This window comes from Stenotrophomonas sp. YJH_SMC_12-1 (assembly GCF_059370935.1).
On sequence record NZ_JCAFUD010000005.1, the window covers coordinates 229153 to 252106 of the forward strand.

20 protein-coding genes and 1 pseudogene are annotated in these 22954 nt (G+C 65.6%); 13 read left to right on the forward strand and 8 right to left on the reverse strand.

Translation table 11 applies throughout. The features are described 5' to 3' along the window. Nucleotides 1-28: 28 nt before the first annotated feature. Nucleotides 29-1804 (forward strand): serine hydrolase domain-containing protein, encoded by a 1776-nt coding sequence (locus AC5P8Y_RS11350; RefSeq protein WP_231522798.1) that lies wholly within the window; start codon nucleotides 29-31, stop codon nucleotides 1802-1804. An 18-nt stretch (nucleotides 1805-1822) separates the two neighbouring features. Here the strand turns inward: AC5P8Y_RS11350 and AC5P8Y_RS11355 are convergent, their stop codons facing one another. Further along, complete coding sequence (locus AC5P8Y_RS11355) at nucleotides 1823-2215, reverse strand: DoxX family protein (protein ID WP_495201968.1); 393 nt, start codon at nucleotides 2213-2215, stop codon at nucleotides 1823-1825. A gap of 118 nt (nucleotides 2216-2333) precedes the next feature. Between AC5P8Y_RS11355 and AC5P8Y_RS11360 the strand changes: the two genes are divergently transcribed. Then, on the forward strand, nucleotides 2334-2753 hold the full coding sequence (locus AC5P8Y_RS11360; protein WP_495201978.1) for an H-NS histone family protein: 420 nt from the start codon (nucleotides 2334-2336) through the stop codon (nucleotides 2751-2753). A 49-nt stretch (nucleotides 2754-2802) separates the two neighbouring features. Continuing rightward, nucleotides 2803-3210 carry a hypothetical protein gene (locus tag AC5P8Y_RS11365; protein WP_495201969.1) on the forward strand — a complete coding sequence of 136 codons (408 nt, stop codon included), beginning with the start codon at nucleotides 2803-2805 and terminating at the stop codon, nucleotides 3208-3210. 23 nt (nucleotides 3211-3233) lie between these two features. On the opposite strand, the gene AC5P8Y_RS11370 is transcribed toward AC5P8Y_RS11365, so the two are convergent. Beyond that, nucleotides 3234-3875: a glutathione S-transferase family protein gene (locus tag AC5P8Y_RS11370; RefSeq protein ID WP_033833980.1), complete on the reverse strand. Its 642-nt coding sequence runs from the start codon at nucleotides 3873-3875 to the stop codon at nucleotides 3234-3236. Between the two features lie 85 nt (nucleotides 3876-3960). Continuing rightward, nucleotides 3961-4764: an AraC family transcriptional regulator gene (locus AC5P8Y_RS11375; RefSeq protein WP_104920900.1), complete on the reverse strand. Its 804-nt coding sequence runs from the start codon at nucleotides 4762-4764 to the stop codon at nucleotides 3961-3963. 7 nt (nucleotides 4765-4771) lie between these two features. Here AC5P8Y_RS11375 and AC5P8Y_RS11380 point away from each other — a divergent pair, with 7 nt between their 5' ends. Next, nucleotides 4772-5722 carry a DMT family transporter gene (locus AC5P8Y_RS11380; RefSeq protein WP_495201970.1) on the forward strand — a complete coding sequence of 317 codons (951 nt, stop codon included), beginning with the start codon at nucleotides 4772-4774 and terminating at the stop codon, nucleotides 5720-5722. Nucleotides 5723-5749: 27 nt separating this feature from the next. Here the strand turns inward: AC5P8Y_RS11380 and AC5P8Y_RS11385 are convergent, their stop codons facing one another. Next, the gene (locus tag AC5P8Y_RS11385) at nucleotides 5750-6778 is read right to left on the reverse strand and encodes a hypothetical protein (RefSeq protein ID WP_033833977.1); all 1029 of its coding nucleotides are present in this window, start codon (nucleotides 6776-6778) and stop codon (nucleotides 5750-5752) included. 260 nt (nucleotides 6779-7038) lie between these two features. Next, on the reverse strand, nucleotides 7039-9873 hold the full coding sequence (locus AC5P8Y_RS11390) for a TonB-dependent receptor (protein ID WP_495201971.1): 2835 nt from the start codon (nucleotides 9871-9873) through the stop codon (nucleotides 7039-7041). 554 nt (nucleotides 9874-10427) lie between these two features. On the opposite strand from AC5P8Y_RS11390, the gene AC5P8Y_RS11395 reads away from it, so the two are divergent. From AC5P8Y_RS11395 to AC5P8Y_RS11410, 4 genes are all read left to right on the forward strand, one after another. Further along, complete coding sequence (locus AC5P8Y_RS11395) at nucleotides 10428-10880, forward strand: PA2169 family four-helix-bundle protein (protein ID WP_005411167.1); 453 nt, start codon at nucleotides 10428-10430, stop codon at nucleotides 10878-10880. Between the two features lie 345 nt (nucleotides 10881-11225). Then, nucleotides 11226-13727, forward strand: a complete 2502-nt coding sequence (locus AC5P8Y_RS11400) for an RHS repeat protein (RefSeq protein ID WP_495201972.1) — start codon at nucleotides 11226-11228, stop codon at nucleotides 13725-13727. A 66-nt stretch (nucleotides 13728-13793) separates the two neighbouring features. Continuing rightward, the gene (locus tag AC5P8Y_RS11405) at nucleotides 13794-14174 is read left to right on the forward strand and encodes a hypothetical protein (RefSeq protein WP_005411165.1); all 381 of its coding nucleotides are present in this window, start codon (nucleotides 13794-13796) and stop codon (nucleotides 14172-14174) included. A gap of 24 nt (nucleotides 14175-14198) precedes the next feature. Then, a complete protein-coding gene (locus AC5P8Y_RS11410; protein WP_032967009.1) occupies nucleotides 14199-14561 on the forward strand; it encodes a hypothetical protein in 363 nt (120 codons plus the stop codon). 115 nt (nucleotides 14562-14676) lie between these two features. On the opposite strand, the gene AC5P8Y_RS11415 is transcribed toward AC5P8Y_RS11410, so the two are convergent. Beyond that, nucleotides 14677-18033 (reverse strand): autotransporter domain-containing protein, encoded by a 3357-nt coding sequence (locus AC5P8Y_RS11415; RefSeq protein ID WP_495201973.1) that lies wholly within the window; start codon nucleotides 18031-18033, stop codon nucleotides 14677-14679. Between the two features lie 188 nt (nucleotides 18034-18221). Between AC5P8Y_RS11415 and AC5P8Y_RS11420 the strand changes: the two genes are divergently transcribed. Next, complete coding sequence (locus AC5P8Y_RS11420) at nucleotides 18222-18422, forward strand: hypothetical protein (protein ID WP_005411162.1); 201 nt, start codon at nucleotides 18222-18224, stop codon at nucleotides 18420-18422. Between the two features lie 156 nt (nucleotides 18423-18578). Continuing rightward, nucleotides 18579-18929: a VOC family protein gene (locus AC5P8Y_RS11425; RefSeq protein WP_005411161.1), complete on the forward strand. Its 351-nt coding sequence runs from the start codon at nucleotides 18579-18581 to the stop codon at nucleotides 18927-18929. A gap of 15 nt (nucleotides 18930-18944) precedes the next feature. On the opposite strand, the gene AC5P8Y_RS11430 is transcribed toward AC5P8Y_RS11425, so the two are convergent. Further along, nucleotides 18945-19574: a TetR/AcrR family transcriptional regulator gene (locus AC5P8Y_RS11430; RefSeq protein WP_088431967.1), complete on the reverse strand. Its 630-nt coding sequence runs from the start codon at nucleotides 19572-19574 to the stop codon at nucleotides 18945-18947. 126 nt (nucleotides 19575-19700) lie between these two features. Here AC5P8Y_RS11430 and AC5P8Y_RS11435 point away from each other — a divergent pair, with 126 nt between their 5' ends. Next, nucleotides 19701-21173, forward strand: a complete 1473-nt coding sequence (locus AC5P8Y_RS11435; protein WP_423168004.1) for an MFS transporter — start codon at nucleotides 19701-19703, stop codon at nucleotides 21171-21173. Between the two features lie 10 nt (nucleotides 21174-21183). Here the strand turns inward: AC5P8Y_RS11435 and AC5P8Y_RS11440 are convergent, their stop codons facing one another. After that, nucleotides 21184-21489: a KGG domain-containing protein gene (locus AC5P8Y_RS11440; protein WP_033833971.1), complete on the reverse strand. Its 306-nt coding sequence runs from the start codon at nucleotides 21487-21489 to the stop codon at nucleotides 21184-21186. A gap of 121 nt (nucleotides 21490-21610) precedes the next feature. Between AC5P8Y_RS11440 and AC5P8Y_RS11445 the strand changes: the two are divergent. Both AC5P8Y_RS11445 and AC5P8Y_RS11450 read left to right on the forward strand, forming a co-directional pair. Further along, nucleotides 21611-21892 (forward strand): annotated as a pseudogene (locus AC5P8Y_RS11445) (S41 family peptidase); the annotation flags it as partial. Between the two features lie 98 nt (nucleotides 21893-21990). After that, entirely contained in the window at nucleotides 21991-22884 is an 894-nt protein-coding gene (locus tag AC5P8Y_RS11450) for an NAD-dependent epimerase/dehydratase family protein (RefSeq protein WP_005414561.1), read from the forward strand. The last annotated feature ends 70 nt before the right edge of the window (nucleotides 22885-22954 follow it).

Here is a 22954-nt window from a genome sequence, read left to right on the forward strand (position 1 = left end):
GATCACCGCACTCTGTGCCGAATGACACATGCCCCGCCATTTCTGCTGGCGGGAAGATGGCGGCATCCCGAAGTGGAGTGATCTGATGCCTGGTACGCTTAGTCGTCGCGCCTTCCTGGCCAATGTCGCGGCTGTTCCGGCGGCCACGCTCATGCCCACCGGTGTTGCCACGGCGGCGCAGCCCACCGTCACCACCGGGAACCTGATCGAAGCGGAGCGCAGCGTGATCCGCTCCGCCATGCAAGGCAGCGGCATCGGTGCCGCTGCCGTCTGCCTGGTCGAAGGCGGGCAGGTGCGCTGGCTCGAGGGCTTCGGGTACGCGTCGGGTCACGGTAGTGCAGCAGTAGACGCCAGTACGATGTTCAGCATCCAGTCCACCTCGAAGAATTTCGCGGCGGTGGCGGTGCTGTTGGCCGTGCAGGACGGCATCCTTGATCTGGATGCGCCCATTACCCGCTATCTGCCGTCGTTCACGGTGCGCAGTCGCTTCGAGCATTCCCCGCAGGAGCGCATCACCCTGCGCCTGCTGCTTGCCAATCGCGCGGGATTCACGCACGAGGCGCCGCTGGGCAACAATTACGAACCGGCGTCACCGGGCTTTGATGCGCACGTCCGCAGCATCTCGCAGACATGGCTGCGCTTTCCGGTGGGTACGCGCTATCGCTATTCCAACCTGGGCTTCGACCTTGCCGGTCATGTCCTTGAGCAGGTTGCGGGCATCGGCTATCCGGCCTGGCTGCAGCGCCGGATCTTCGAGCCACTGGGAATGCACGAGAGTACGGCCGATGCGTCGGTCTACCTGGCAAGCAAGTGGCGGGCACTGGGAACCCAGGACGGCCATGCGCAGGTGCCGCCGGTGACACCGCTGGTGGTGTCGGGAGGCGTCTGGACCAGTGCCGCCGACATGGCGAAGTATCTTGGCTTCCTGCTCGGTGGCGGCCAAGCCGGCGCGCAGCAGCTGCTCGAGCCCCATCTCTGGGACGAGATGCATGGCTTCGGCCTGGGCGGTGACTACGGGCTCGGCGTAATGCGCAGCGAACGGCTCTACGGCAGTACGCCGGTGCGGCTGCTTCACCATCGCGGCGGAGGCTTCGGATTCGGGTGCGTGTTCACCTACTGCAGGCAGGCCAACGCTGGATTCGCCGCGATGTTCAACCGCGCGACGTCCGCGGGGTACGGCATCGGCGAGCGTCTGATCGATCAGCTGCTGTCGGCGCGTTTCGGGCCCCGTCAGCCGCGTGTGCCGCTATCGTCCCTGGCGCCGATCAGGTTGAACCAGGACCAGATGCAGCGGATGGCGGGAGACTGGATAGGGCGCAGCGGCAAGGCGAAGATCGTGGTTGCCGGAAGCGGTGAACTGCAACTGCATCGTGGGGCGCAAGCTGTGGGCAGACGGTTTGCGGCCATCGACAGCGACCAGCTGTTCACCGCGGACACCGATGGAGAGGTTGCGACGTACCGTTACCATGCGGCGACGGAGATGCTGCCGGCGCACCTGGAATGTACGAACGGCGAGGATAGCCTGGACCAGAACGATCCCATCGATGGGTCCACCGGGCCGCACGCGCCCCATTGGCAACCCTGGCTGGGGCGCTATCGCATCGACCAATGGGGAAAACCGTCGATGTCCGTTGTGCTGGAGCAGCGACAGGGCTGGCTGTACATCGATGGCATCCGCCTGGTCACTGAAGTGGAGCCAGGCCTGCTGTTCACCAGCGATGGCGAAGCGGTGGATTTCCGCAGCTCCCAGCCGACATGGCGCAACCTGCGTCTGCAGCGCGTCCAGCCCGTGGGCCGGGGATGATGGCGGCATGCCGCGTGCTCATCCGCGCCGCCCACGCCCATCGATGCTGTAGCGCCCCGCCCCGGTGCAGGCCAGCAGCAGGAAGCCACCGGCCAGCCCCAGGTTCTTCAGGAACATGATCTGCTGGGTGGGGTCGCCAACGTTGTGGTGGAAGATGAAGGCGGTGACCAGGCTGAAGCCTGCCAGCACGATCGATACCAGCCGGGTCTGGAAGCCCAGCAGGATGCACAGGCCGCTGCCGATCTCGAAAGCAATGGTAGGCCACAGCAGGATGCCGGGTACCCCCATCGCTTCCATGTAGCCCTGGGTACCGTTGAGGTCGCCGAGCTTGCCGATGCCGGACACCAGGAACAGTGCCATCAGCAGGATGCGCGCAAGCAGGTAGGCGAGCGAATGCGATGAAGTGCTCACGTCGAGGTCCTCGGAGATGGCCGACGCAGGCGATCGGAGCCCACCGGCGGTGAAGCCCGTGTCCACGCGCCGGGCAGGGCACCTTGACAGCTGCCGCGCTGCAGTAGAACTTTCCCGCATGACGATCGATATTGAATCGCTCAGCCTTCGCGAGCTGGGTGCCCTGGTGGTTGCCGCTGAACAGCGGAAACAGCTGATTTCCAGCCGCCGTCCGGCCAGTGCGGTGCGGCGGATGCTGAAGGCCGCCGCCGCCGAAGCCGGCTACACCCTTGAAGAACTCTTTGGCGGCCAAGCCTCGGAAACACCTGCGCCCGCCCGAAAAGCCGTCCGCCGTAAATCCGGCAAAGTCGCGCCCAAGTATCGCGACCCGGAATACAAGCGCCTGACCTGGACCGGTCGCGGGCGCATGCCGCGCTGGTTGGCGTCCAAGGTCTCGATGGGCCACAAGGCCACCGATTTCCTGATTCCTGGTTTGGCCAGGCCGACCGCTGGCAAGACCAGCACCATCGGCAAGCGGACTGTCATCAAGAAGGGATGAGGCTGCAGCACTGCTACCCTGCCCGGATCTTTCAACCAAGGAGCACCGGATGGCACACGAGGGTGGCATGACGATCACGCCGAAAGTCCTGTACACAGCCGCAGGCGTGGCCGTGCTGGTCAGCCTGTTGGCCTGGGCGGTGGAGTGGAGCGGGATGGCCTATGTCTGCCCATACTGCCGCGTACAACGCACTGTCATCGGTGTGCTGGGCGTGCTGACATTGTTCGCGCGGCCGGGGAGCCTCATCGTGCCCTGGTTGTCGTACGCCGCGGGTGGCTTCGCGTTCGTGGTGGCAGCGATGCAGCACTTCAACGGTTGGAAACGCATTTCCGCAGGCGACTTCAGTTTCAATGGGCAGTGGTACATCGACCCGTGGCTGCTGTCAGGCTGCGCGATGCTGATCCTGGTGGCGCAGCTGATGCTGGTGCAGGCCGCCTGCCGGCGCAGCTTGCGCTGAGTGTTTCCCCCCATGGCGTGGAACTACCCGTTCTGGAATAGCGCCAACTGCGCAGCAAACGCGCGCTGATAGGCGGGACGCTGCGTCGCCCGTGCCACATAGGCCACAAGCAGCGGGTACTCGTCGAGCAGGCCGCTGCTCTTCAGGCGCAGCAGTACCGAGACCATCATCAGGTCGCCCACGCTGAACCCGCCGTCCAGCCACGCTGCCGCGCCCAACCACGCGGACAGTTGCGAGAGACGCATCCGCACGCGCTCGTCCAGCATCACCAATCGCTGTGCATACCAGGGCTGTTCGCGCTCCAGCACCCAGGCCATCGAGCGCTCGACGATGGGTGGCTCCACCGTATTCAACGCGGCGAACACCCACATGACTGCGCGCATGCGTGCATCCGGACCGACGGGCAGCAGGCCGGCATGCTGTTCGGCCAGGTGCAGGACGATCGCGCCGGATTCGAACAGGACCTGGTCGCCCTCCTGCCAGGTGGGAATCTGTCCGAAGGGATTCCGCGCCAGGTGGGCAGGTTGCTTCATTTCGGCGAAGGTCAGCAGCTGCACGTCATAGGGCACGCCCAGTTCCTCCAGCGCCCAGCGCACGCGCATGTCACGGGCCAGGCCCTGGCCGCGGTCGGGGGAGGTGGCAAAGGCGGTGAGGATGGGGGACATCGCGGCGCTCCTGCAGGCGGGAAGGCCTGTCTCTTCTGTTCCGACGAACGACGAGGACGGAAATCGACATCCCTCGATGCGCTCTTCACCCCGCCCGATGCAGTTTCCGGTACTGGTCCGGCGTGCACTGTGCGTGCCGCTTGAACATCTCTGCGAAGGCGCTGACGCCGGAGTAGCCCAGCTCCTCGGCAATCCGGCTGATCGGCCGGCGTGTGCACAGCGCTTCGGTGGCACGCACGAACTTCACCCGACCGCGCCAGTCACCGAGTGACATGCCCAGCTCGCTGCGTGCCATGCGCTCCAGCTTGCGTACGCTCATATGATGTCGCTGCGCGATATCGGCGACCGACTCGGCTGCGGACAGGTGCTTCTCCACATACGCCATCACCTGCTTCAACACATCGCTGCTGGCGATTGGCAGGAAGCTGGGCAGCACTGCGGCATTGAGGATCTGGTCGATCACCACGGCGGCCATGCGCCGCTGGGCCGGCGTCCGCGGATCGGTCACGCCCTGTCGCGCCAGCTCGTGCAGCAGCTCGCGCAGCAATGGGCTGACTTCCAGCGCACTGCAGCGCTCGGGCAGGCGGCGTGACAACGCCGGCGACAGGTAGGCCGAGCGATAGGCCAGCCGCGACCGGTTGCGCGAATAGTGGGGCATTCCCGGTGGGATCCAGATCGCGTAATGGGGTGGGGACACCATCCACTCGCCGTCGATCTTCATCTCCATCACCCCTTGTGCGACGAAGTTGAACTGGCCCCAAGGATGGCTGTGCGTGCCCCAATCGGTGGGCTCCATCGCACCCTGCCGGAAGTAGACCGGACCGGGCAGCTGGCGGAAGGTGGGGATGGGCTCCATCGGTTGCCGCAACCCGGGGTCGGAGTGACGCATTTTCAGGATGTCCTCGATATGCGCCAAGCGTACGCTGGCCATTCCCCCACGTACACCCACGCTCTTGAACTACCTCTTCCCAATCCTTGCCTGCCTGCTGTGGGGCGCGAATACCATCGTGACCAAGCTGGCCTCGGGCGCGGTCGGTCCCATCGATATTGGTTTCTTCCGCTGGCTGGTGGCGGCCATTGTCCTGTTGCCCTTCGCGCTGCCGCGGCTGCGCAACAACCTGCAGGCCGTGCGTGCCAACCTTGGCCGCTTCCTGCTGCTGGGGTGCCTGGGCGGGGTGATGTACCAGTGCCTTGCGTACTATGCGGCGCACTTCACCTCGGCCACCAACATGGGCGTGATCCAGGCATTGATTCCACTGCTCGCATTGGCGTTGTCACGCGTGTTCATGGGCCATCCGGTGCGCGGTACCTCCATTGCCGGTGCGGTGATTTCCACTGTCGGGGTGGCGGCGGTGGTCTCGCAGGGCGACCTGGCGCGGTTGGCAGCGCAGGGCCTGAACCGCGGTGATGCGATCATGCTGATCGGTGCGTTGGCCTTTGCCGCCTACAACGTGCTGATGCAGCGCTGGAAGATCCCGCTGACGGTGCTGGAATCGTTGTTCCTGCAGGCCACCGCCGCGTCGCTGATCCTGTTGCCGGCGCAGCTGCTGGTCGGTACCGGGGTGAACAATCTCACTGCGGTCGGCTGCATCGGGTTTGCGGCAGTATGCGCGTCGATCCTGGCCCCACTGACCTGGATGACCGGATTGTCACGGTTGGGCGCAGCGCGTGTCTCCGGCTTCTTCAACCTGGTGCCGATCGTGACCGCCGCACTGGCCGTGCTGCTGCTGGGTGAATCGCTCAGTGGCTGGGTACTGGCAGGGGGCGTGCTGGCGGTATCCGGTGTGATCTTCGCCGAGTACGCAGCGAAGCGCGCGACGATGGCGAGTGGGGGCGAAGCGTCCTGACGCGGTCGGGCCGGACCCGCGCGGACCTCAGCCGTGGCGTGTCGTCCCGCACAGCGCCTGCTCCACCTCCTGCTCCAGCGCGTCGGCGTCGTAGCCGCGCTTGCCCTGCAGGCTCAGGTACAGCGACAGCGGGTCCACGCGGTCACCGCTACCGGTGAAGGCAGGCGGATACGACCATATCTGCAACGTTCCGCTGCGCGTGCAGTCGGGGCCGGCTGCAGGCAGTGTCCCCAGCTTCCGCCAGGCATCGATGTACAGGGCGCGTGTGATGCCGTGGTCTTTCGACGGCACCGCAAGCATTGCTTCCGTCCCTGCCTGGGGGGCGGATTGAGCATGTCGGGCCAGAACGTCGGCGACCTGTTCCCAGCAGACCTCCACTTCCTTCAGCACGGGGGAGCGCAGGAACGGCTGCGCTCCCGCCCAGACCTCGCCGCGGCTGCCGGCGAGTCTCAGGAAGCGTTCGCGTCCGCCGGTGGAGCGTTCGGCCAGTCCGCGACCGACCAGTTCAGCGGAGAGCCTCGACGCGGTCATCGAGGTGTATCCGGCAGCACGGCTGACCTCACGCGGTGACCACCAGCGTGCCTGGTCCGCCAGGAGTACGTGGATGAGCACGGCCTGCGCCGAAGGCAGCAGCGAAATCGCCTTCTTCTCGTGGTCGGGTGCATCGCGGAACTCGATCGCCAGGCTGGGGGCGTACAGCTGGTTGTGCGGTACCACGAAGTCGATATGGTTCTCGACCAGGAACCTGCGCTGGGTGGGGGTGAGGTACGGCGAGACATACAGCACCATGGCCTTTGCCGCTGAGCGCAGCACTTTCACATCCTGGATGACGCGGCTGCTGGATTCGCCCGGGACGCGTGGAACTGCCAGCATCGCCGGCGTTTCACCATAGAGGGTCAGCTCGGCGATGTGATAGCGCGAGGCCATGGTCTGCGGGATGAAGCGGGCCGCAGCCACGGGGCCGACCACCGAGGCCAGGCCGGGCAGGATCCGGCGCAGGTAGCGCTGCGCATCCATGACCAGATCGGTCAAGCCACTGTGTACTGCCGTTGTCATCGCTTGCTTCCCTTGGACCAGCCCCATCCCCGCAGCGGGGAGGGGGTGGTCCATCGCATTCAGTGGTGAATCCGGAGAGGTCGGGCGAGGTGGATGCCGCGCGGGCGATCCTCGCTTGCCTGCTCCATCTGCTGCCGTTGCGCCAGTGTTGCCGGGGATGTTGGAGATTGGGTCGAAGTAGCGTGGAGATTGGGTGGAGGTTGTGTGCGGCGTGGCCGGCGGAACTCCCCTTCCGCCGGCCACGTGCACGGACGCTACGGTCAGAAGCGCTGCGAGTACTTCACGTACACCGTGCGGCCGATATCGAAGCCGCCGTAGTAGGGGAAGGAACTCTGCGGCTTGGAGAACATGATCGGGCCGCGATGGTCGAACACATTGTTCGAGCCCACTGCCACGGTGCCATCCCAGGGCAGCCTGTAGCTGACCTGGATGTCGTGGAACGCATTCGAGCCGACCCTGCGCACGGCATCCGGTTCGCCGTTGGCGATGCGTTCGGGCGCGGTGCAGGGCCGGTTTGGCATGCAGCCTTCCATCATCCCAGAGTAGTAGCGCACCGTGTACTGGGCCGAGAGGTTGCCCAGCTGCCAGTTGACGCCGAGATTGGACCGCAGGCGGAACACCCCCGGGCGTCCAATACGACCGTCCATGATGGTGTCACCGGCCGAGTTCTGCTTCTCCTCGTCGTACTTGGAGACGTAACTGTTCTGCAGGTCAAGGGTGAAGCGACCGAACGCGTACTCCGGCAGGCGGTAACGGATGCCCAGGTCCCACCCCTCGGTCTTCATCGCGCCGAGGTTGGTCAGGCCGTAGAACATGCTGGTGATGTGGCCATCAGCGGCACGCTTGACGCTGCCGCAGCGCGAGGCATTGCCCAGCACGTAGCAGTCACGGAGGATGCGATCGACGTTGTCCTCGATGATCATGTTGGTGATCTTGTAGCTGTACCAGTCCAGGTTGATGTCCAGACCGTTGACCCAGCGCGGGCTCCAGACCACACCGACGGTCTTGCTCTTGGACTCTTCCGGGCGCAGGTTCGGGTTCGAGCCCGTGGTGAACTCGTTCGGGGTGGCGCACGGGTAGCTGGTGCAGGGCTTCAGGCCCTGGGCCAGCTGCTCGTAGCCACGCGGAACACCGGCGGCGTTGCAGGCCGCGTTGCCGTTGACGCTGTTGGTGGCGCCGACGCCGCAGGGGTCCACGTAGGTTTCGAAGCTGGTGCCCAGGCCGCCATACAGGTCGGAGATGCTGGGAGCACGGAAGCCCTCGGCGAAGGTGCCGCGCACCATCAGCTCCTCGACCGGGCGCCAGGCGAAGCTGGCCTTGGTGTTGGTGGTGCTGCCGAAGTTGCTGTAGTCGGAATAGCGTGCCGCAACGTTGACGGTCAGCTCCTTGGCGAACGGAAGGTCACGCAGCACCGGCACATTCACTTCGGCGAAGACTTCATTGAGGCTGTAACCGCCCGCAGTGGTCTGTGCCCCCAGTGCAGTGCTCTGGCGCGACTGGGCAAAGGCGTCGGGAACGTAGCGTCCTTCTTCCTTGCGGTACTGGTAGCCCATCGCCACCGAGAGCTCGCCCGCCGGCAGTTCCAGCACCGGGCCGGAGATGTTGGCGAAGTAGCTTCGGGTCTTGGTGATGCCGGTATCGGTGAACGTGGGGAACAGGAAGCGCTGCAGTTCCGGGTCGGCAAGCGAGCCGGCGCCAGCAATGCCGTACGGCAGCAGCGGATTCCAGGCCAGGCAGCCGGCGATCGGTGCACCTGCGCTGCCACAGCGTGCTACACCGTTGCCATCAACAAAGGACTGTCCCAGCGCTTGGCGCGAGGCGATCAGGCTCATGTCACCACGGCCGGTCTTGGTCACCTCGTTGCGGTTGAACAGCGCGCCCACCTCCCAGTCGAACGTTCTGCTGGCCAGTTCGAAGTAGCCCGACAGCGTCGGTGCCACGCGCAGTGACTTCAGCTTGCTTTCGGTCGTGCGCGGAAGCTCCCACAGGCGGCGGTTGAAGGCAATGTCATGGCCGACCGGGTTGAACGCACTGTTGCCGGCCAGCGGCGTCCCGAACTTGGTCGATTCGTAGGGGTAGCCGGCAATCTGCTGGTCCGAGATGCGCTCGTTGTAGCCGATATCGGTGGTGAAGGTGATCTGGTCACTCAGTGCATAGTCGGAGCTGAGGAACAGCGACCGGCGCTCGATGCCGGTCTGCACATGCATCTGCTCGTTGCCGTTGGAATACTCGGCCGGCGTGATCGGATGGTAATCGTTCGGGTTCTTCGGGTCGCCACCACGATTGAGTGTCTTGAACACGGAATTTCCGGTGGCACAGTCGTAAAGCGCCGGGTCACACCAGGAGCCGTTCTGGCTGAGGTCGCTCCAGCCCGCGCGCGGATAACCCGGCCCCGAACCACCATGCTTGGAGAACCAGCGGTCGCGTGCGAACACCGGGTCGGCCTTCTGGTATTCCAGGGCCAAGGTGTAGCCACCTCGCTCGCCGCGCGCGCCGGTAACGAGCGAGAACGTGCTGTCCTTGCCGTCGCCCTGGCTGAACTGGCCATGCTGCGCCGAAAGCTCCAGCCCCTCGACGCTCTTGCGGGTAATGATGTTGATGACGCCGGCGATGGCGTCGGATCCGTAGAGCACCGAGGCGCCATCCTTGAGCACGTCGATGCGCTCGACCGCGCTCATCGGAATCTGGCTCAGGTCCTGCAGGCCGCTGGTGCTGGCGCCCAGGCGCTTGCCGTTCACCAGCACCAGGGTGCGGGTGGCGCCGAGGTTGCGGATGTTTGCGTAGCTGCCGCCGACGTCTTCGCCGGACGACAGCGTGCGCGAACGCGAGAGCGCTGGTGCGCCGGCCGACGTGAGGTTCTGCAGGACGTCGGCGATGGTGGTGAAGCCCTGCTGCTCGATCATCTTGCGCGAGATGGCAAGCACCGGCTGCTGGGTTTCCACATCCACGCTGCGTATCGCCGATCCCGTCACCTGGATGCGGTCCAGGTTCTTCGGAGACTTCGCAGCGTCGTCCTGTGCATTGGCAGCCGGCGAGAAAACGGCAGCCAACACGGCGCCGATCCCTGCCGAAAGCAGAGTGTATTTGTAGTGCATTGTTTCTCTCTCCAAATCCGTTGTGTGGTCGCAATGCGCGCGGCGCTACGACCGGTCTGCATTCCGTTACCCGGAATCGAGAGGAACCTAACATCCCACTCACATTTGAACTGCGTTATGGACGCGTTATCTTCGCGCGCCCTTGGCCGCTGTCCTGCACGGGGAGTGCACGTCGCGTCGACGTTGTGCAATGTCGTTTCGCTTCAGTCTGGCAGCTCCTTTCCCTGCATACACAGGAGGCCGCCGATGAATACGCCTGGCAAGCCGAAACCCAGCTGGAAGCAATGGCATGTGCTGCTGGTGATTCTGGCGATTGCGCTGCTGATCAGTGTGATCATCGTCATCGCGCCATGGTGAGGCAGGCATCGCATGCTTGTTTTCCGTGAACATTCAATGATGCCGGCAATGAAGAAGTCAGCACGTGTTCCGCATGGTGATGTGTACATCAATTCGTACTCACCTGGCCGGCACACGAGGACGATGATAGTGAGGTCGAAGGCAGTGCCGACGCGCTGCCATTCTCCACTGACTTTCGAGCACACAGGAGCGACGCCATGAGCACCCAGTCCACCATCGAACATCGCCTCAACGACCTGATCGAGATCGCCCGTGATGGCAAGTCCTTCTATGAGGAAGCCGCAACGAAGGTAAAGGATGCCGAACTGTCGGCACTGTTCACCCGTATCGCCGGGGTCAAGGCGCGGATCGTCGCGGCGCTCAGCGGTTCGGTTGCCGCCAGCGGCGGCAAGCCGGCCGAGCACGGCACCATGGTCGGTTCGATGCAGCAGTTCTACGGCAAGGTGCGCGCCGCGTTTGGTGATACCAACTACGGCTACGTGGCCGAACTGGAAGAATCCGAAGACCGCCTGCTGGGCGCGTTCAAGGATGTGCTGCAGGACAACGATCTGCCGCCGGCGGTGCGCCAGGAAGTGACCCAGCTGCTGCCGGATGTGCAGGAGTGCCACAACGTCATGCGGGCACGCAAGCACGCCATGAAGGCCGCCTGACGTCCCGCGAGGGGCGGCCGATCGCGGCCGTCGAGCCCCGGAGGCGCGTCATGCCCCGCGAACCTTCGCAGCCCGGCAGGGCTGCGAAGGACCGGGCGTCCCGCCCCCGTTTCCATGGTTATACTTGGCCGAGTCCAGGGAACAGGCGCGGCATGACGAAGGGGGCTTCGTCCAGCATCAACGTCAATCGCCAACCGGATGCAGTCGCGTCCGGTTTTGTGCGTGTGCGCGGTTTGCTGTGATGTGCGCTTCGCCGGTCTTTCCGTTGCCTGATCCTGGTTGTCCCATCGCCATCCATTGCGAACAGGCCCACTGACGATGCGTCGAGTCAATGCACTTTCCGCGATGATGTTGCTGGGCACGGTTGTGGGAAGTGCGGGGGCGCAGTCCTACAGCAAGACCAACATCATCACCTATCACGATGATCTGTCGAAGTGGGTGCTTGGCCAGGTCCGGACGTCGGTCAACCAGGACACGGGCCGGACCGAGTCCCAGGTGGATTATGACCCGGCCACCGCGAAGCCCCAGCGGATCCATGCCTTCGGCCAGCTCCAGCAGACCATTCACTACAACAGCGACGGTACCGTTCGCGCCGTGGTGGACGGGCGTGGCAATACGGTGAGCCTGTCCGGCTGGAAGCGCGGTATCCCCGGGAACATCCAGTATGCGGATGGTTCGACCCAGTCTGCCGGCGTGGATGACAATGGCTGGATACGCTGGATCACCGATGGCCGGGGCAACACCACGCGTTACGACTACGACGCGATGGGGCGCATGTCGCTGGTCGACTACCCCGACGGCGATACGGTGGACTGGGCGTCCACCACGACACAGTTTGCCCAGGTGGGCGGCGCCGAGTACGGCATTCCTGCCGGTCATTGGCGGCAGACGGTCAGCACCGGCAATGCGCGCAAGGTCACCTACTACGATGCGCTGTGGCGCCCATTGCTGGTGCGCGAGTACGACGCGGGCAATGAAGCCGGCACGCAGCGGGCCTCGGTGACCGCCTATGACACGGCAGGGCGGGTCACCTTCCAGTCCTATCCTGTCGCGGGGGTCGGTACGGTCCAGGACGCCGGAACTGGCGTCCGTACGACGTACGACGCACTTGGGCGGGTGGTCCAGGTCAGCCAGGATTCCGAGATTGGCGCGCTGGTCAGCACAACCGAGTACCTGCCGGGGCGGCGCGTGCGCACGACCAATGCCAGGGGTATCCCGACCGTCGTGACCTACACCGGTGCAGATGCCGCGAAGCTTGACTGGCCGGTACGTATCGAACTGGCAGAGGGAGCCGTGCTGGATATCCCGCGGGACGTCTTCGGCAAGCCGACGTCGATCACCCGCAGGGCCAGCAATGGTTCGGTGACGTCGACCCGGCGCTATGTCTACGATGCGGCGCAGCGGTTGTGCAAGATGATCGAACCGGAAACCGGCGCCACCGTATTCGACTACGACGCCGCATCGAACCCGGTTGGAAGCGCGCAGGGGTTGGACCTGTCCGATGCAGGCAACTGCAACCAGGACATTGCCGCGGCGAGCGGGCGCCGGGTGGTGCGTTCCTATGACGCACGCAACCGGCTCGCATCACTGCAGTTCCCCGACGGCAATGGCAACCAGCGCTGGAGCTACTGGCCCGATGGCCTGGTCAAGCAGGTCACCACGTTGAACGCCGGGGTGGAGACGCACAACAGCTATGCGTACAACCGTCGCGGGCTGCTCATCGGTGAGGTGCAGAGCCCCACCGATGGCGAAGCGCTGGCGATGGGGTATGCCTACGACGCACTGGGCAACCTGTCCGCGCATCGCTATCCCTCCGGCAACGTGGTCGCGTATGCGCCCAACGCGCTGGGACAGGCCGGGCAGGCGGGCTCCTACGCCGCTGGCGTGGTCTATTACCCCAACGGCGCGATTCGTCAGTTCACCTATGGCAACGGTATTGTCCACACGATGGTGCAGAACGCGCGCCAGTTGCCGGATGAAAGCCAGGACACCCTTGGCGCAACCCGGATCCTCAGCGACGGCTACGACTACGATGCGGTCGGCAATGTGATGGCAATCACTGACGGTGCCACGGGCCGCAATCAGCGTGGCAACCGCAATCTGGGCTATGACGCGCTGGATCGGCTCGTTTCGGCTTCCTCGCCCATGTTCGGCTCGGCGAGCTACAGCTATGACGCGTTGGACAACCTCACGCGGGTGACGATTCTCGGCCGTGACCATCACTACTGCTATGACAACGCCTGGCGCTTGACCAACGTGAAGATCAACGGGTGCGGAGGGGCAACCGTGGTCGGCCTGGCCTACGATGCCCAAGGCAATCTGCGGGCGAAGAACGGACAGCCGTTCACCTTCGACTTCGGCAACCGGCTGCGTGCGGCGGCAGGTTCCGAGAGCTACCGTTACGACGCTGACGGTCGCCGCACACAGACAGATTCATCGTTCGGACGGATCACCTCGATGTACGACCACGCCGGCGTCCTCCGCTACCAGGCGAGCGAGCGCGAGGACAAGCGGACCGATTACATCACGCTGGGCGGAAGCCTGGTCGCCAAGGCAATGGTGCCGATGCGGCGTTCGCCGGCCGCGAAGGACTTCGTTGGGTGGTCGCCTGTGGCCTCTGCCGTCCGCTACGTCGTCGAGGAAAGCGTGGACGGGGTGACCTGGACCACGGTCTACGAAGGCAACGCCGCGAACTGGACGTCTGCCGCACGCCCTGCCACCAGCTATGCGTATCGCGTGCTTGCCTGTGGCGCCACGGGGAGCTGCACGCCGGTGTCCGATGTCTCGCATGTCCAGCGTCCGCAGGGTGACATCGTGCCCCTGCTGTACCAGCTGCTGCTGGGCTGAGCGTAGCGGGCTGCACCGGCCGCAGTGGACCGTCAACCGGTTGTTCATGACAGGGGAAGGAAGAACATGGCTGGAGTACGTGCTGTATCGCGCCCGCGTGGCGCCATCGGCGGCAAGGTCCTGCTGGCGGTGGTGGCAGTGCTGGGAACTGGCCTGGCCTCAACGGCAAATGCTGAGCCTTACAATCTGGAAGGCCATCGGATCGTATCCGTCGCAACTGGCTGGGGCGGGGAAGGGTTCTACCTGGTGACGCAAGGTGTGCTTCCAGCGGGCTCGGATTGTGGGGGTGGCAATCGCTTCATTCTCCTCAATGATCATCCAATGCAGAGGGAGATGGTCTCGATGCTGCTCATCGCCTGGCAGAACAAGCTGCGTGTCGGATTGCGTGTCGACGGCTGCACCTCCGGGGTAATGCAGCTGAGGGCCGTGACGATGCCTGAGGCCTGATGTCTGAATCCACAGGGGAACTACATGATGATGAGTGACGCGACGCCGGGCTTCCGCAGGAGGTTGGGAGCGGGGTTGGCCTTGACGTTGGCCTTGTGCCTGTCTGCACCACTGAAGGCGGAGCCAACCAGCGATCAGATGACGATTCTGTCGCTGCGGCCGTACATGGACGGCCCGGCGGGAATTGTGTACGTGCATGTTTCGAGTACGGCTTTCTGCAATACCGATACCTTTGCAATCGACATGTCCCGGCCGGGAGCCAAGGAAGCCTACGCGGCGGCGTTGGCAGCGCTGACATCGGGGAAGAATGTCCGGCTCGAGGCGTTCAACTCCACCGGGTGCAATGGCTGGGCGACCCGGCTCCAGTCGATCTTCATTCACGCGTAACCCTCCACGGATGGATCCAGGACGCGATGATCCTGGGGTATCGCGCATGGCCCTGGGGCGTGGATAAAAAAGGGGCGGCCCTGAGGCCGCCCCAAACCGTCAGGAGAACACGCGTCTAGAAGCGAACCGACCAGCGCATGTTGGCGCTGTGGTCGCGGCTTTCACTGCCGTACTGGCCGCTGTAGCCCAGCTCCAGCTGCTGGCGCGGGGTCAGCCAGGCCGACAGCCCGAGCTCGGCCACAACGGCGCTGTCGGCAATCGGGGCGCCTTCGACCGCGAAGGTGGTGGTGCTGTTGGCGAATGCGAGGTCGGCCAGCTGGCTGCGGTCACCCGAGGCACGACGGTAGCCCACGCCCCCACGCAGGTGCAGCCAGCTGTCCTGCTGGAACGATGCCTTCAGGCCCTTGTCGAAGCGCAGGCCAGCGGTGGCGATCGTGGTGCCGGTGTCGTCCACCTTGCCGTGCAGGGCGGCTGCACCACCGCGCTCGTTGATCTGCTTCAGGTCCACCTCCACGCGCGCGACCTGCAGGTAGGGTTCCAGCCCGGCCTCCGGGCCACCAAAGCGGTAGCCGGCTTCGATGAAGGCCTGGCGGGTATGCGCGTTGTAGCGGGCGCTCAGGCTGTCGCTGAACCCTGCGAAGTCGACATCGCGGGTGCTCTTCACCTTGTGCTTGCTCCAGGCGACGCCGCCACGCAGGCCGAGGCCGCCCCAGTTGTGACTGGCATATGCACCGAAGTGGGTGTTGTCGATCTTCGACTTGGCACGAAGCGCCTGCTGCTTGACGTCGGTGCGGCCGGTGCCAGCCAGCACGCCGACCTGCCAGCCAGAGAACTCGTGGTCGATACCGGCCAGCAGGCCGTTGCTGTTGGCTTCGGTGCGGGCGGCATTGCTGTTGCCGTCCAGCCTGCTGTTGCCGCCCAGAGCCTGCACCCAGGCGCCGGTGGCGTCGCCCGCATCGGCGCCTGGCGCGACTGCACCTGCACGGCGGGACAGCGCGGCATCGCGAACGTAGCGGCTGCCTTCCACCAGTGCGAGCGGCGTGGCTGCGTGCAGTTCGCCGCTGAGGCCGTCGAGCACGCCGCCGACCTGCTGCGGGAACAGCTGGGTCAGCGGCTTGGGCAGGCCCTGGTTGATTGCCAGCAGGTCCGCCGCGGCGGCCACCGCGCGCTGGTTCGGGGTGGTGGCGGCGCTGGCCAGCGAGGCACCGCGTGCCACGTCGATGCGGGTGCCATTGGCCCCGTAGGCGAGGCTGAACTGCAGGAACGGCGAGAACGCGCTGAAGTCGGTTTTCGCGAACTGGCCGTTGATGCCACCGTCGGCGCGGATGAAGTTGAACTGCTCGCCGAGATAGTAGATGCCTGGTTCCGGCAACGCGACCAGCGTGCCGCCGAGGGTGGCGGTACCGGTCACGTGCAACTGGTCGCTGCGCCCGCCAGGCGCGAGTTCGGCGGCGTAGACGCCGGTCGCGCCCTGCACGTAGTCGCCGTTGATGGTCAGCGTGCCGATCGAATTGCCGGGCGCGATGGTGCCGTCCACTCGGGTGCTGCCCAACGTGCCGATACCCTTCAGTAGGCCGTTGCTGCCGACCGTGGTGGTGCCGCCGGTCTGCATGCCATTGAAGGACACCACGCCGCCATTGACGGTCAGGTTCCCGTCCTTCAGAACGCCGCTGGCGCTGACCGTGCTGACGCCACCGGTGGTGGTGAGTGCGGTGGAGACCAGGCTGCCGTTGAGCAGGAACCGGCCGCCTTGCACATCGACTGCCGAGGTGAGGGTGTTGCTGCCGTTCAACTCCAGCGTGCCCTCGCGCAGCACCGCGCCGTTGAAGCTGTTGTCGCCGCTCAGGCGCAGCCAACCGATGCCGGATTTGGTCAGCGTGCCGGGGCCGCCGATGTCATTGGTCCAGTCGTCCCAGGCATCGCCTTCCCACACCTTCAGGCCGCCGGCCCTCTGGTTCATCACCACGTTGGTATCCACGCGCAGCGAGCCATAGCCCTCGATGGCCCTGCGCAGGTCAACCATGCCCCAGCCGTAGATCGGGTCGACGCCTGCCGCACCGAGATCGCGCGCGGTGGTCAGCAGGACGTCGCGCACCTGGGCGTTGTCCAGGTAGGGGAAGCGCTCCATCAACAAGCCGAGTGCGCCGGTGATATGGGGGGCGGCCATGGACGTGCCGGTCTTCAGGCCGTAGTCGTACGTGGGATTCTGGCTGTCGATGAGAAGACGGACGTAGTCTGCGGTCTTCTCCAGCCGTCCCTGGATGTCACCGGAAACGATGGTGCTGAGGATTGCCGTGCCGGGTGCGGAAATGCACCAGTTGGCGGCAGCGCCACAGATGCTCGAGCCTGCGTTGATCACGTAGTCGGTTTCACCATTGGCTGTATTGGGCTGGCGAACGTTGGCGACGGCCAGCCAGTAGGGCTCGATCTCCGGCTTCCAGCGCGGCAGGGCCGCGGTGATACCGGCGACGGCGCCGCTGCCATTGCCGGCCGACCAGACCTGGATCAACTGCGAAGCGGGGGCGTTTGCACTGTCCTTGTAGATGCTTCCGTATACGTCGTAGCCGGCACCGATGCGTGCGTACTGGGCATCCAGTGCGGCCACGGTCATGTTCCGGGTGGAGATGCCCCAGCTGTGATTGATGGCACGCACGCCTTGTGCCTGCAGCTGCGCGTACATGTCCAGCCTTGCGGCACCATCGGGATCCGTCCGTTCCACGGCCTCAGGCAGGTAGCCTCCGCTCGCCTGGCGCCTCCATTCGTAGTAAGTGTCACCAAATACACGGGCGGTCGTCAGATCGGCACCGAAGGCGACGCCGTGCATCCCCGTGCCATTGCGGTTGGCCCCAATGGTTCCGAGGACATGCGTGCCGTGATCGGCATAGCGGAAACCCCATTCACGGCCTGCGGCAATGATGTTGGCCTGCAGGGAAGCAGGCACGCCCGCGCCGAGCGTGTAGTAGTTGATACCCGGTTGATCACCCTGTGTCTGGCTGCACGCGCCGGTACCGCCGACGGTTCCCGGTGACGCACAGTTCGGGCCGATGGTGATGCTGGAGGTGTTGCGGCCGGCGAATTCGGGGTGAGCCAGTGCCGATCCGGTGTCGAACAGCGCCAGGCGCACGCCCTTGCCGGTCAGGCCGCGGGCATACGCGTAGTCGGCCCCCATCGCACCCAGGCCCCAGTCGGCGTTGAATTCATCGCTGCGCCAGCTGGCGGCATCGCCCGGATTGCCGAGCAGGGCGGTGCCGGTTGCCGCAGGCGTGGCGGCCGTCGATGCGGCAGGCGCGCTGACGGCGGGCTGTGCCCACTCCGCCTGCAGCTGGCGCTGTTGCTGCCATGCGTCGAGCGCCTCGCCGGCCATGGCGGGCGCGGCAGCGGCAAGCAACAGAGAGCTGGACACGGCCAGCGCGAGGCGGCTGTGCAGCGGGGAGCGGGAGTGGGACGAACGGCCGTGCAGCGGGTGATTCATCGGGCAACTTCCTTGGTGGACGGGCAACAAGGCCGTTAACGCCAATCCGTGGCGACATCCCCCATGCATGTGAAAGGAAAATTGTGAACAGGTTAAGTGTGCGTGACAGTGGGCTTCACTTCGTCTCCCCGTGTCCTCGATAACGTGGGCCGGCCTGGGCTCACCAGGCTTATCAAGGAGTGATGGCGATGCGTGTTGTCAGGAAGGTGATCGCAGTGGCGGTATTCGCGTTGGCGTGTACCGGTTCGGTGGCAGTGGCAGGGCCGGTCGAGCCCTGCGACCAGCCGTGCTGGCGGGCCTATCAGATGTGCCTGGCCAGTGGCACCGATGCCGGTGAATGCCAGCAGGCGTACAACACCTGCGTGGTCGATCTGTGCATGGGCGTGTGAGTCGCGCCGTTTGAGCCGTACGCGGAGCCCCGTCATCGACGGGGCTCTTCTGTTCCAGCGATCGCCTCAGATGGCGATGCGGGCATCTGGCCCGAGCCCGCTTGCGGGCCATGCACGCAGCGGCGAGGATGGGAAATCGCACCGGAGCCGCTGGACATGGCCGTCAAACGCATTGTCGCCAACATCGCCACGCCCGACCCGGCGCGTGCCGCAGCGTTCTATGGCGGGCTGCTGGGCATGCCGGTGGTGATGGATCATGGCTGGATCGTCACCCATGGCGGGCAGGGCAGTGCGCTGGCGCAGGTGAGCTTTGCCAGCGAAGGGGGTTCCGGCACCGCGGTGCCCGATCTGTCGATCGAAGTGGACGACCTGCAGCAGGTGCTGGAGCGCATGCACGCGGCCGGCATCCCGCTGGAGTATGGCCCTGCCGACGAGCCTTGGGGAGTGCGTCGTTTCTTCGTCCGCGACCCGTTCGGGCGGCTGTTGAACATTCTCGCCCACACCTGAGCGGGAAGCGTTCCTTCAGCGGCGTCTGCCGCTGCGCGTCGGCGCTGCCGGAACGCCGACCATGCGCAGGCAATCCGCTTCCACAGCGGCGATGAAGGCATCGGCATCCTGTGCGGGTGTGGCGATCAGGTCGTCGGTGGCCCCGTGCACGCCGGCATAGATCAACGAGGCGGTGACCTGTGGAGCAGGCAGCTGCCACAGTCCGGCTGCGTTGCCCGCTTCGAGGATGCCCAGCAGCTGCTGCTGGATCGCATTGCGCTCGGCATTGCCCCGCTGGTGGTGGTGATGGTTGGCGTACACCACGTCATGCAACGCGTGGGTGCGCGCGTAGATCTCGATGTTGGCGCGGATCCAGGCGCGCAGGCGCGCTGCGCCATCACTGGCAGGGTGTTGCTGCACTGCCTGCTCGACCTCGTCCATGAACTGCCGCGTGTAGCGCTGCGCCAGCGCCTGCAGGATCTCGGTGCGGGAGGCGAAATAGGTATAGAAAGTGCCCTTGGCCACGTCGGCCGCGGCGACGATGTCGCTGATGGTGGTGGCGTCCACACCCTGCGAAAGGAACAACGCCTGCGCGGCGTCCATCAGTTCCTCCTGGCGGGTTTCGGCGGGCTTGGTGCGAGGCCTGGCGACAGCTGGGGTCTGCATGGTGGGCGGTATCCGGGTGTGACGGACGCCATTCTAGCTGCCCCTTCGCACTGACTGATCGCCAGTCATTGACCGACGGTCAGTCAGTAGATAGGATGCGCGCACATCCTCCCCCCGGATCCACGCATGAGACGCCTCCAACGGCCCGCCCTGGTGCTGGCGGCCTACCTCGGTACATTCCTCGCTTCGCTGGACATCAGCATCGTCAACGTGGCCCTGCCAACCCTGCAGCAGGCGCTGCAGACCGACATGGCGGGCCTGCAATGGGTGATCAACGCCTATGCGATCGCACTGTCGGCGCTGATGCTGTCGGCCGGTCCGTTGGGGGATCGCTACGGTCATCGGCGGATGTGGCTGCTGAGCGTCGCCACCTTCACCATGGGCTCGCTGCTGTGCGCCTGCGCCAAGGACCTTTCGACCCTGGTCGCCGGGCGCGCGGTGCAGGGCGTGGCAGGTGCGCTGTTGATTCCCAGTGCGATGCCGATCCTGAGTCACGCATTTCCCGATCCGGGCCAGCGTGCACGCGTGATCGGTGGCTGGTCCGCCTTCAGCGCGCTTGCCCTGGTGCTTGGCCCGTTGCTCGGCGGTGCGCTGGTGCAGCGGGCCGGCTGGCCCAGCATCTTCCTGATCAACCTGCCTTTGGGGCTGCTGGCGTTTGTGCTTGGCGCCTGGGGCATCGCCGAGCGACGGCACCCGCAGCACGCCGCGCTGGATCCGGCCGGGCAGCTGCTCAGCATCGGCGCGCTGGGCGCGCTGTGCTATGGCCTGATCGCGATCGGCGAGCAGGGCCTGCTGGCCCCGGTGACGCTTCTGGCGCTGGGCGCCGCAACTGCGGGGCTGATCCTGTTCGGCATCGTCGAGCGGCGGGTGGCACGCCCACTGCTGCCGCTGGACCTGTTCGCCGACGGTCGCTTCCGCATGCTCAACCTGGCCTCGTTCGTGCTGGGCTTCACCGCCTATGCGAGCCTGTTCTTCCTGTCGCTGTTCTTCCAGCAGGCACAGGGGCACAGCGCCGCGCTGGCAGGCTCGCAGCTGGCTCCCCAGTTCCTGTTGATGGGTGTTGTCTCGCTGTTGTTCGGGCGCCTGGTTGCCCGCCTCGGGCTGCATGCCGCGCTGGTGCTGGGCTACGTCCTGGCCGGTGTGGCGCTGTGCGCAATGGCCACGTTCGAACCGGCTACTTCGCGCGCTCATGCCACTGCCGTGCTGATGCTGCTTGGCATTGGAATGGGGCTGGCGGTGCCAGCGACCGGCATGGCGATCATGGCCAACGCACCGGCCGAACGTGCAGGTATCGCGTCAGCCACGATGAACGCGCTGCGCCAGGCAGGCATGAGCCTGGGCATCGCGCTGATGGGCAGCCTGATGGGCCAGCGTGCCGTACAGCAGTTCACCGCCTGCGCACAGGCCGCAGGGCAGCAGCGGCTTGTTGCGCAGGCGCGTGAACTGATCCTGCACCCGGGCTCGATGCACGCCACGCCGCAGGTGCTGACCTGGTACCGCAGTGCGATGGCCAGCGGGTTCGGTTGGGCGATGGCGGTGGCGGGTGCGCTGGCCCTGCTTGCGGCGCTTGGGCTGCATCGGCAGCGTGCATCGGCTTGACGCGCAGCATTCAGCCCTGCTGGCGTTGCGGGTCCTCTGCCGTGCGTTCGATCGCCTGAGGCTGTTGTTGCTGCTGGCGCGCGTTGGCGTGGCGTGCGTGTCCACCTTCGCGTCCGATCGTGGCCATGTGCTGGCGGTCGCGGCTGATCGCTTCGCCGCCCTTGCGGCCTGCGACACGTGCTTCGGCCGGACTGAATTCGTGCGCATTGCCGGAGGCATGTGCCGCGCGCCCGCCCTTGGCGGCGATCGCGCGCTGTTTGTCCTGGTCCATCGAGGCGAAGCCCCGGTTGGAGCTGCGCGGCTTCTGCTCAGTCATGTGAAATCTCCTGCAGTGTGGACGCCGCCTTCGTGGGCGACGGCGTCCATGCTTGGCCACCGCACGCTAAGTCCAGGTCGCCATCTTCGCCCCGGTTTTCACGCGCCCTGCGCACCGTGATGATCACGCAGCCGGACCGGCGGCCGCATTCGTCGCGTATTCACTGCCGGCCCTCGGATGTGCGCGCAACGCCGGCGGCCGCAGTGGCGGTGCCGCACATATGTTCGATGATCCTGTGCTGCTGCCCGATGGCTATCAGATAAACGTTCCGCACCGGCAACCGATCAAACTGCGCACCGGTGGCAACGGCGAACGGACCGGTGTCGCGCCCCACGCGGCAGGCGGCGACGATCCACTCTCCATCGCACGTCAACTGCTGGCTCCGCCGAAGTCGTCAGGATGAACGCACAGTTGCGCGGTCGTCCTATCGCAGATGTTCCGTTGCATGCCTAGAATCGAAGCATCCCGGTAGTTCCCGGGCGCTTCGAGTGAATGGACTCAATGAAGATTCTGTTGACCGGCAGTTCCGGGCGGATCGGGCGCGCGATCTTCGGCGCGCTGGCGGCTGCCCATGAAGTGGTGGGTCTGGACCGCAGTCCGTTTGCCACCACGCGCATCATTGCCGATGTCACCGATCATCAAGCCGTCGTGCGCGCGGTGCAGGGCGTCGACGCGGTCATCCATACCGCGGCCCTGCATGCGCCACACGTCGGCCTGGTACCGGACGCGGTGTTCCAGCAGATCAACGTGGACGCGACTGCGCACCTGCTGCAGGCGGCGCGCGAGGCAGGCGCACGGCGGTTCGTGTTGACCAGTACCACCGCGCTGTACGGCCACGCGGTGGTGGCAGGGGGATGCCGCTGGATCGATGAGGATACCGAGCCGCTGCCGCGAACGATCTACCACCGCAGCAAGCTGCAGGCCGAGGCCCTGGCTGAAGCTGCCGCCGCACCGGACTTCGGGGTGCGCGTGCTGCGGATGGGGCGCTGCTTCCCGGAACCGCCGGAACGGATGGCGATGTTCCGGTTGCATCGTGGGATCGACGCCCGTGACGTGGCCAGTGCCCATGCCGCGCTGCTGCTGGATGAGGGGCCGGCCTTCGCCCGCTACATCGCCTGCGCCGCGACCCCGTTCCGGCGCGAGGATTGCCTGGAACTGGCCACCCAGCCGCGCAATGTACTGGCCCGGCGCGTACCGCAGCTGCTGGCCGAGTTCGAGCGCCGCGGCTGGCCGTTGCCGCTGAGCGTCGACCGCGTCTACGACAGCGCCCGCATCCGCAGGGAGCTGGGGTGGCAGCCGCGTTTCGGGCCGGACGCCGTGCTGCAGCAGTACGCCGCAGGCAGCATCGAGGTGTTGCCACGCGCGGAGTGGATCAAGGATCGGGTGGCCGAATAGGGGAAGCGGGGACGGATCCCTGTCCCGTCCCTGAGTGGATTCAGGAATGTGTAGGCCGGTCGCCTCAACC

Coding starts and splice junctions, on each gene's coding strand:
- AC5P8Y_RS11350 (WP_231522798.1), top strand. CDS start 29: ATGCCCCGCCATTTCTGCTGGCGGGAAGATGGCGGCATCCCGAAGTGG.
- AC5P8Y_RS11360 (WP_495201978.1), top strand. CDS start 2,334: ATGACGATCGATATTGAATCGCTCAGCCTTCGCGAGCTGGGTGCCCTG.
- AC5P8Y_RS11365 (WP_495201969.1), top strand. CDS start 2,803: ATGGCACACGAGGGTGGCATGACGATCACGCCGAAAGTCCTGTACACA.
- AC5P8Y_RS11370 (WP_033833980.1), bottom strand. CDS start 3,875: ATGTCCCCCATCCTCACCGCCTTTGCCACCTCCCCCGACCGCGGCCAG.
- AC5P8Y_RS11375 (WP_104920900.1), bottom strand. CDS start 4,764: ATGCGTCACTCCGACCCCGGGTTGCGGCAACCGATGGAGCCCATCCCC.
- AC5P8Y_RS11380 (WP_495201970.1), top strand. CDS start 4,772: ATGTCCTCGATATGCGCCAAGCGTACGCTGGCCATTCCCCCACGTACA.
- AC5P8Y_RS11385 (WP_033833977.1), bottom strand. CDS start 6,778: ATGACAACGGCAGTACACAGTGGCTTGACCGATCTGGTCATGGATGCG.
- AC5P8Y_RS11390 (WP_495201971.1), bottom strand. CDS start 9,873: ATGCACTACAAATACACTCTGCTTTCGGCAGGGATCGGCGCCGTGTTG.
- AC5P8Y_RS11395 (WP_005411167.1), top strand. CDS start 10,428: ATGAGCACCCAGTCCACCATCGAACATCGCCTCAACGACCTGATCGAG.
- AC5P8Y_RS11400 (WP_495201972.1), top strand. CDS start 11,226: ATGATGTTGCTGGGCACGGTTGTGGGAAGTGCGGGGGCGCAGTCCTAC.
- AC5P8Y_RS11405 (WP_005411165.1), top strand. CDS start 13,794: ATGGCTGGAGTACGTGCTGTATCGCGCCCGCGTGGCGCCATCGGCGGC.
- AC5P8Y_RS11410 (WP_032967009.1), top strand. CDS start 14,199: ATGATGATGAGTGACGCGACGCCGGGCTTCCGCAGGAGGTTGGGAGCG.
- AC5P8Y_RS11415 (WP_495201973.1), bottom strand. CDS start 18,033: ATGAATCACCCGCTGCACGGCCGTTCGTCCCACTCCCGCTCCCCGCTG.
- AC5P8Y_RS11420 (WP_005411162.1), top strand. CDS start 18,222: ATGCGTGTTGTCAGGAAGGTGATCGCAGTGGCGGTATTCGCGTTGGCG.
- AC5P8Y_RS11425 (WP_005411161.1), top strand. CDS start 18,579: ATGGCCGTCAAACGCATTGTCGCCAACATCGCCACGCCCGACCCGGCG.
- AC5P8Y_RS11430 (WP_088431967.1), bottom strand. CDS start 19,574: ATGCAGACCCCAGCTGTCGCCAGGCCTCGCACCAAGCCCGCCGAAACC.
- AC5P8Y_RS11435 (WP_423168004.1), top strand. CDS start 19,701: ATGAGACGCCTCCAACGGCCCGCCCTGGTGCTGGCGGCCTACCTCGGT.
- AC5P8Y_RS11440 (WP_033833971.1), bottom strand. CDS start 21,489: ATGACTGAGCAGAAGCCGCGCAGCTCCAACCGGGGCTTCGCCTCGATG.
- AC5P8Y_RS11450 (WP_005414561.1), top strand. CDS start 21,991: ATGAAGATTCTGTTGACCGGCAGTTCCGGGCGGATCGGGCGCGCGATC.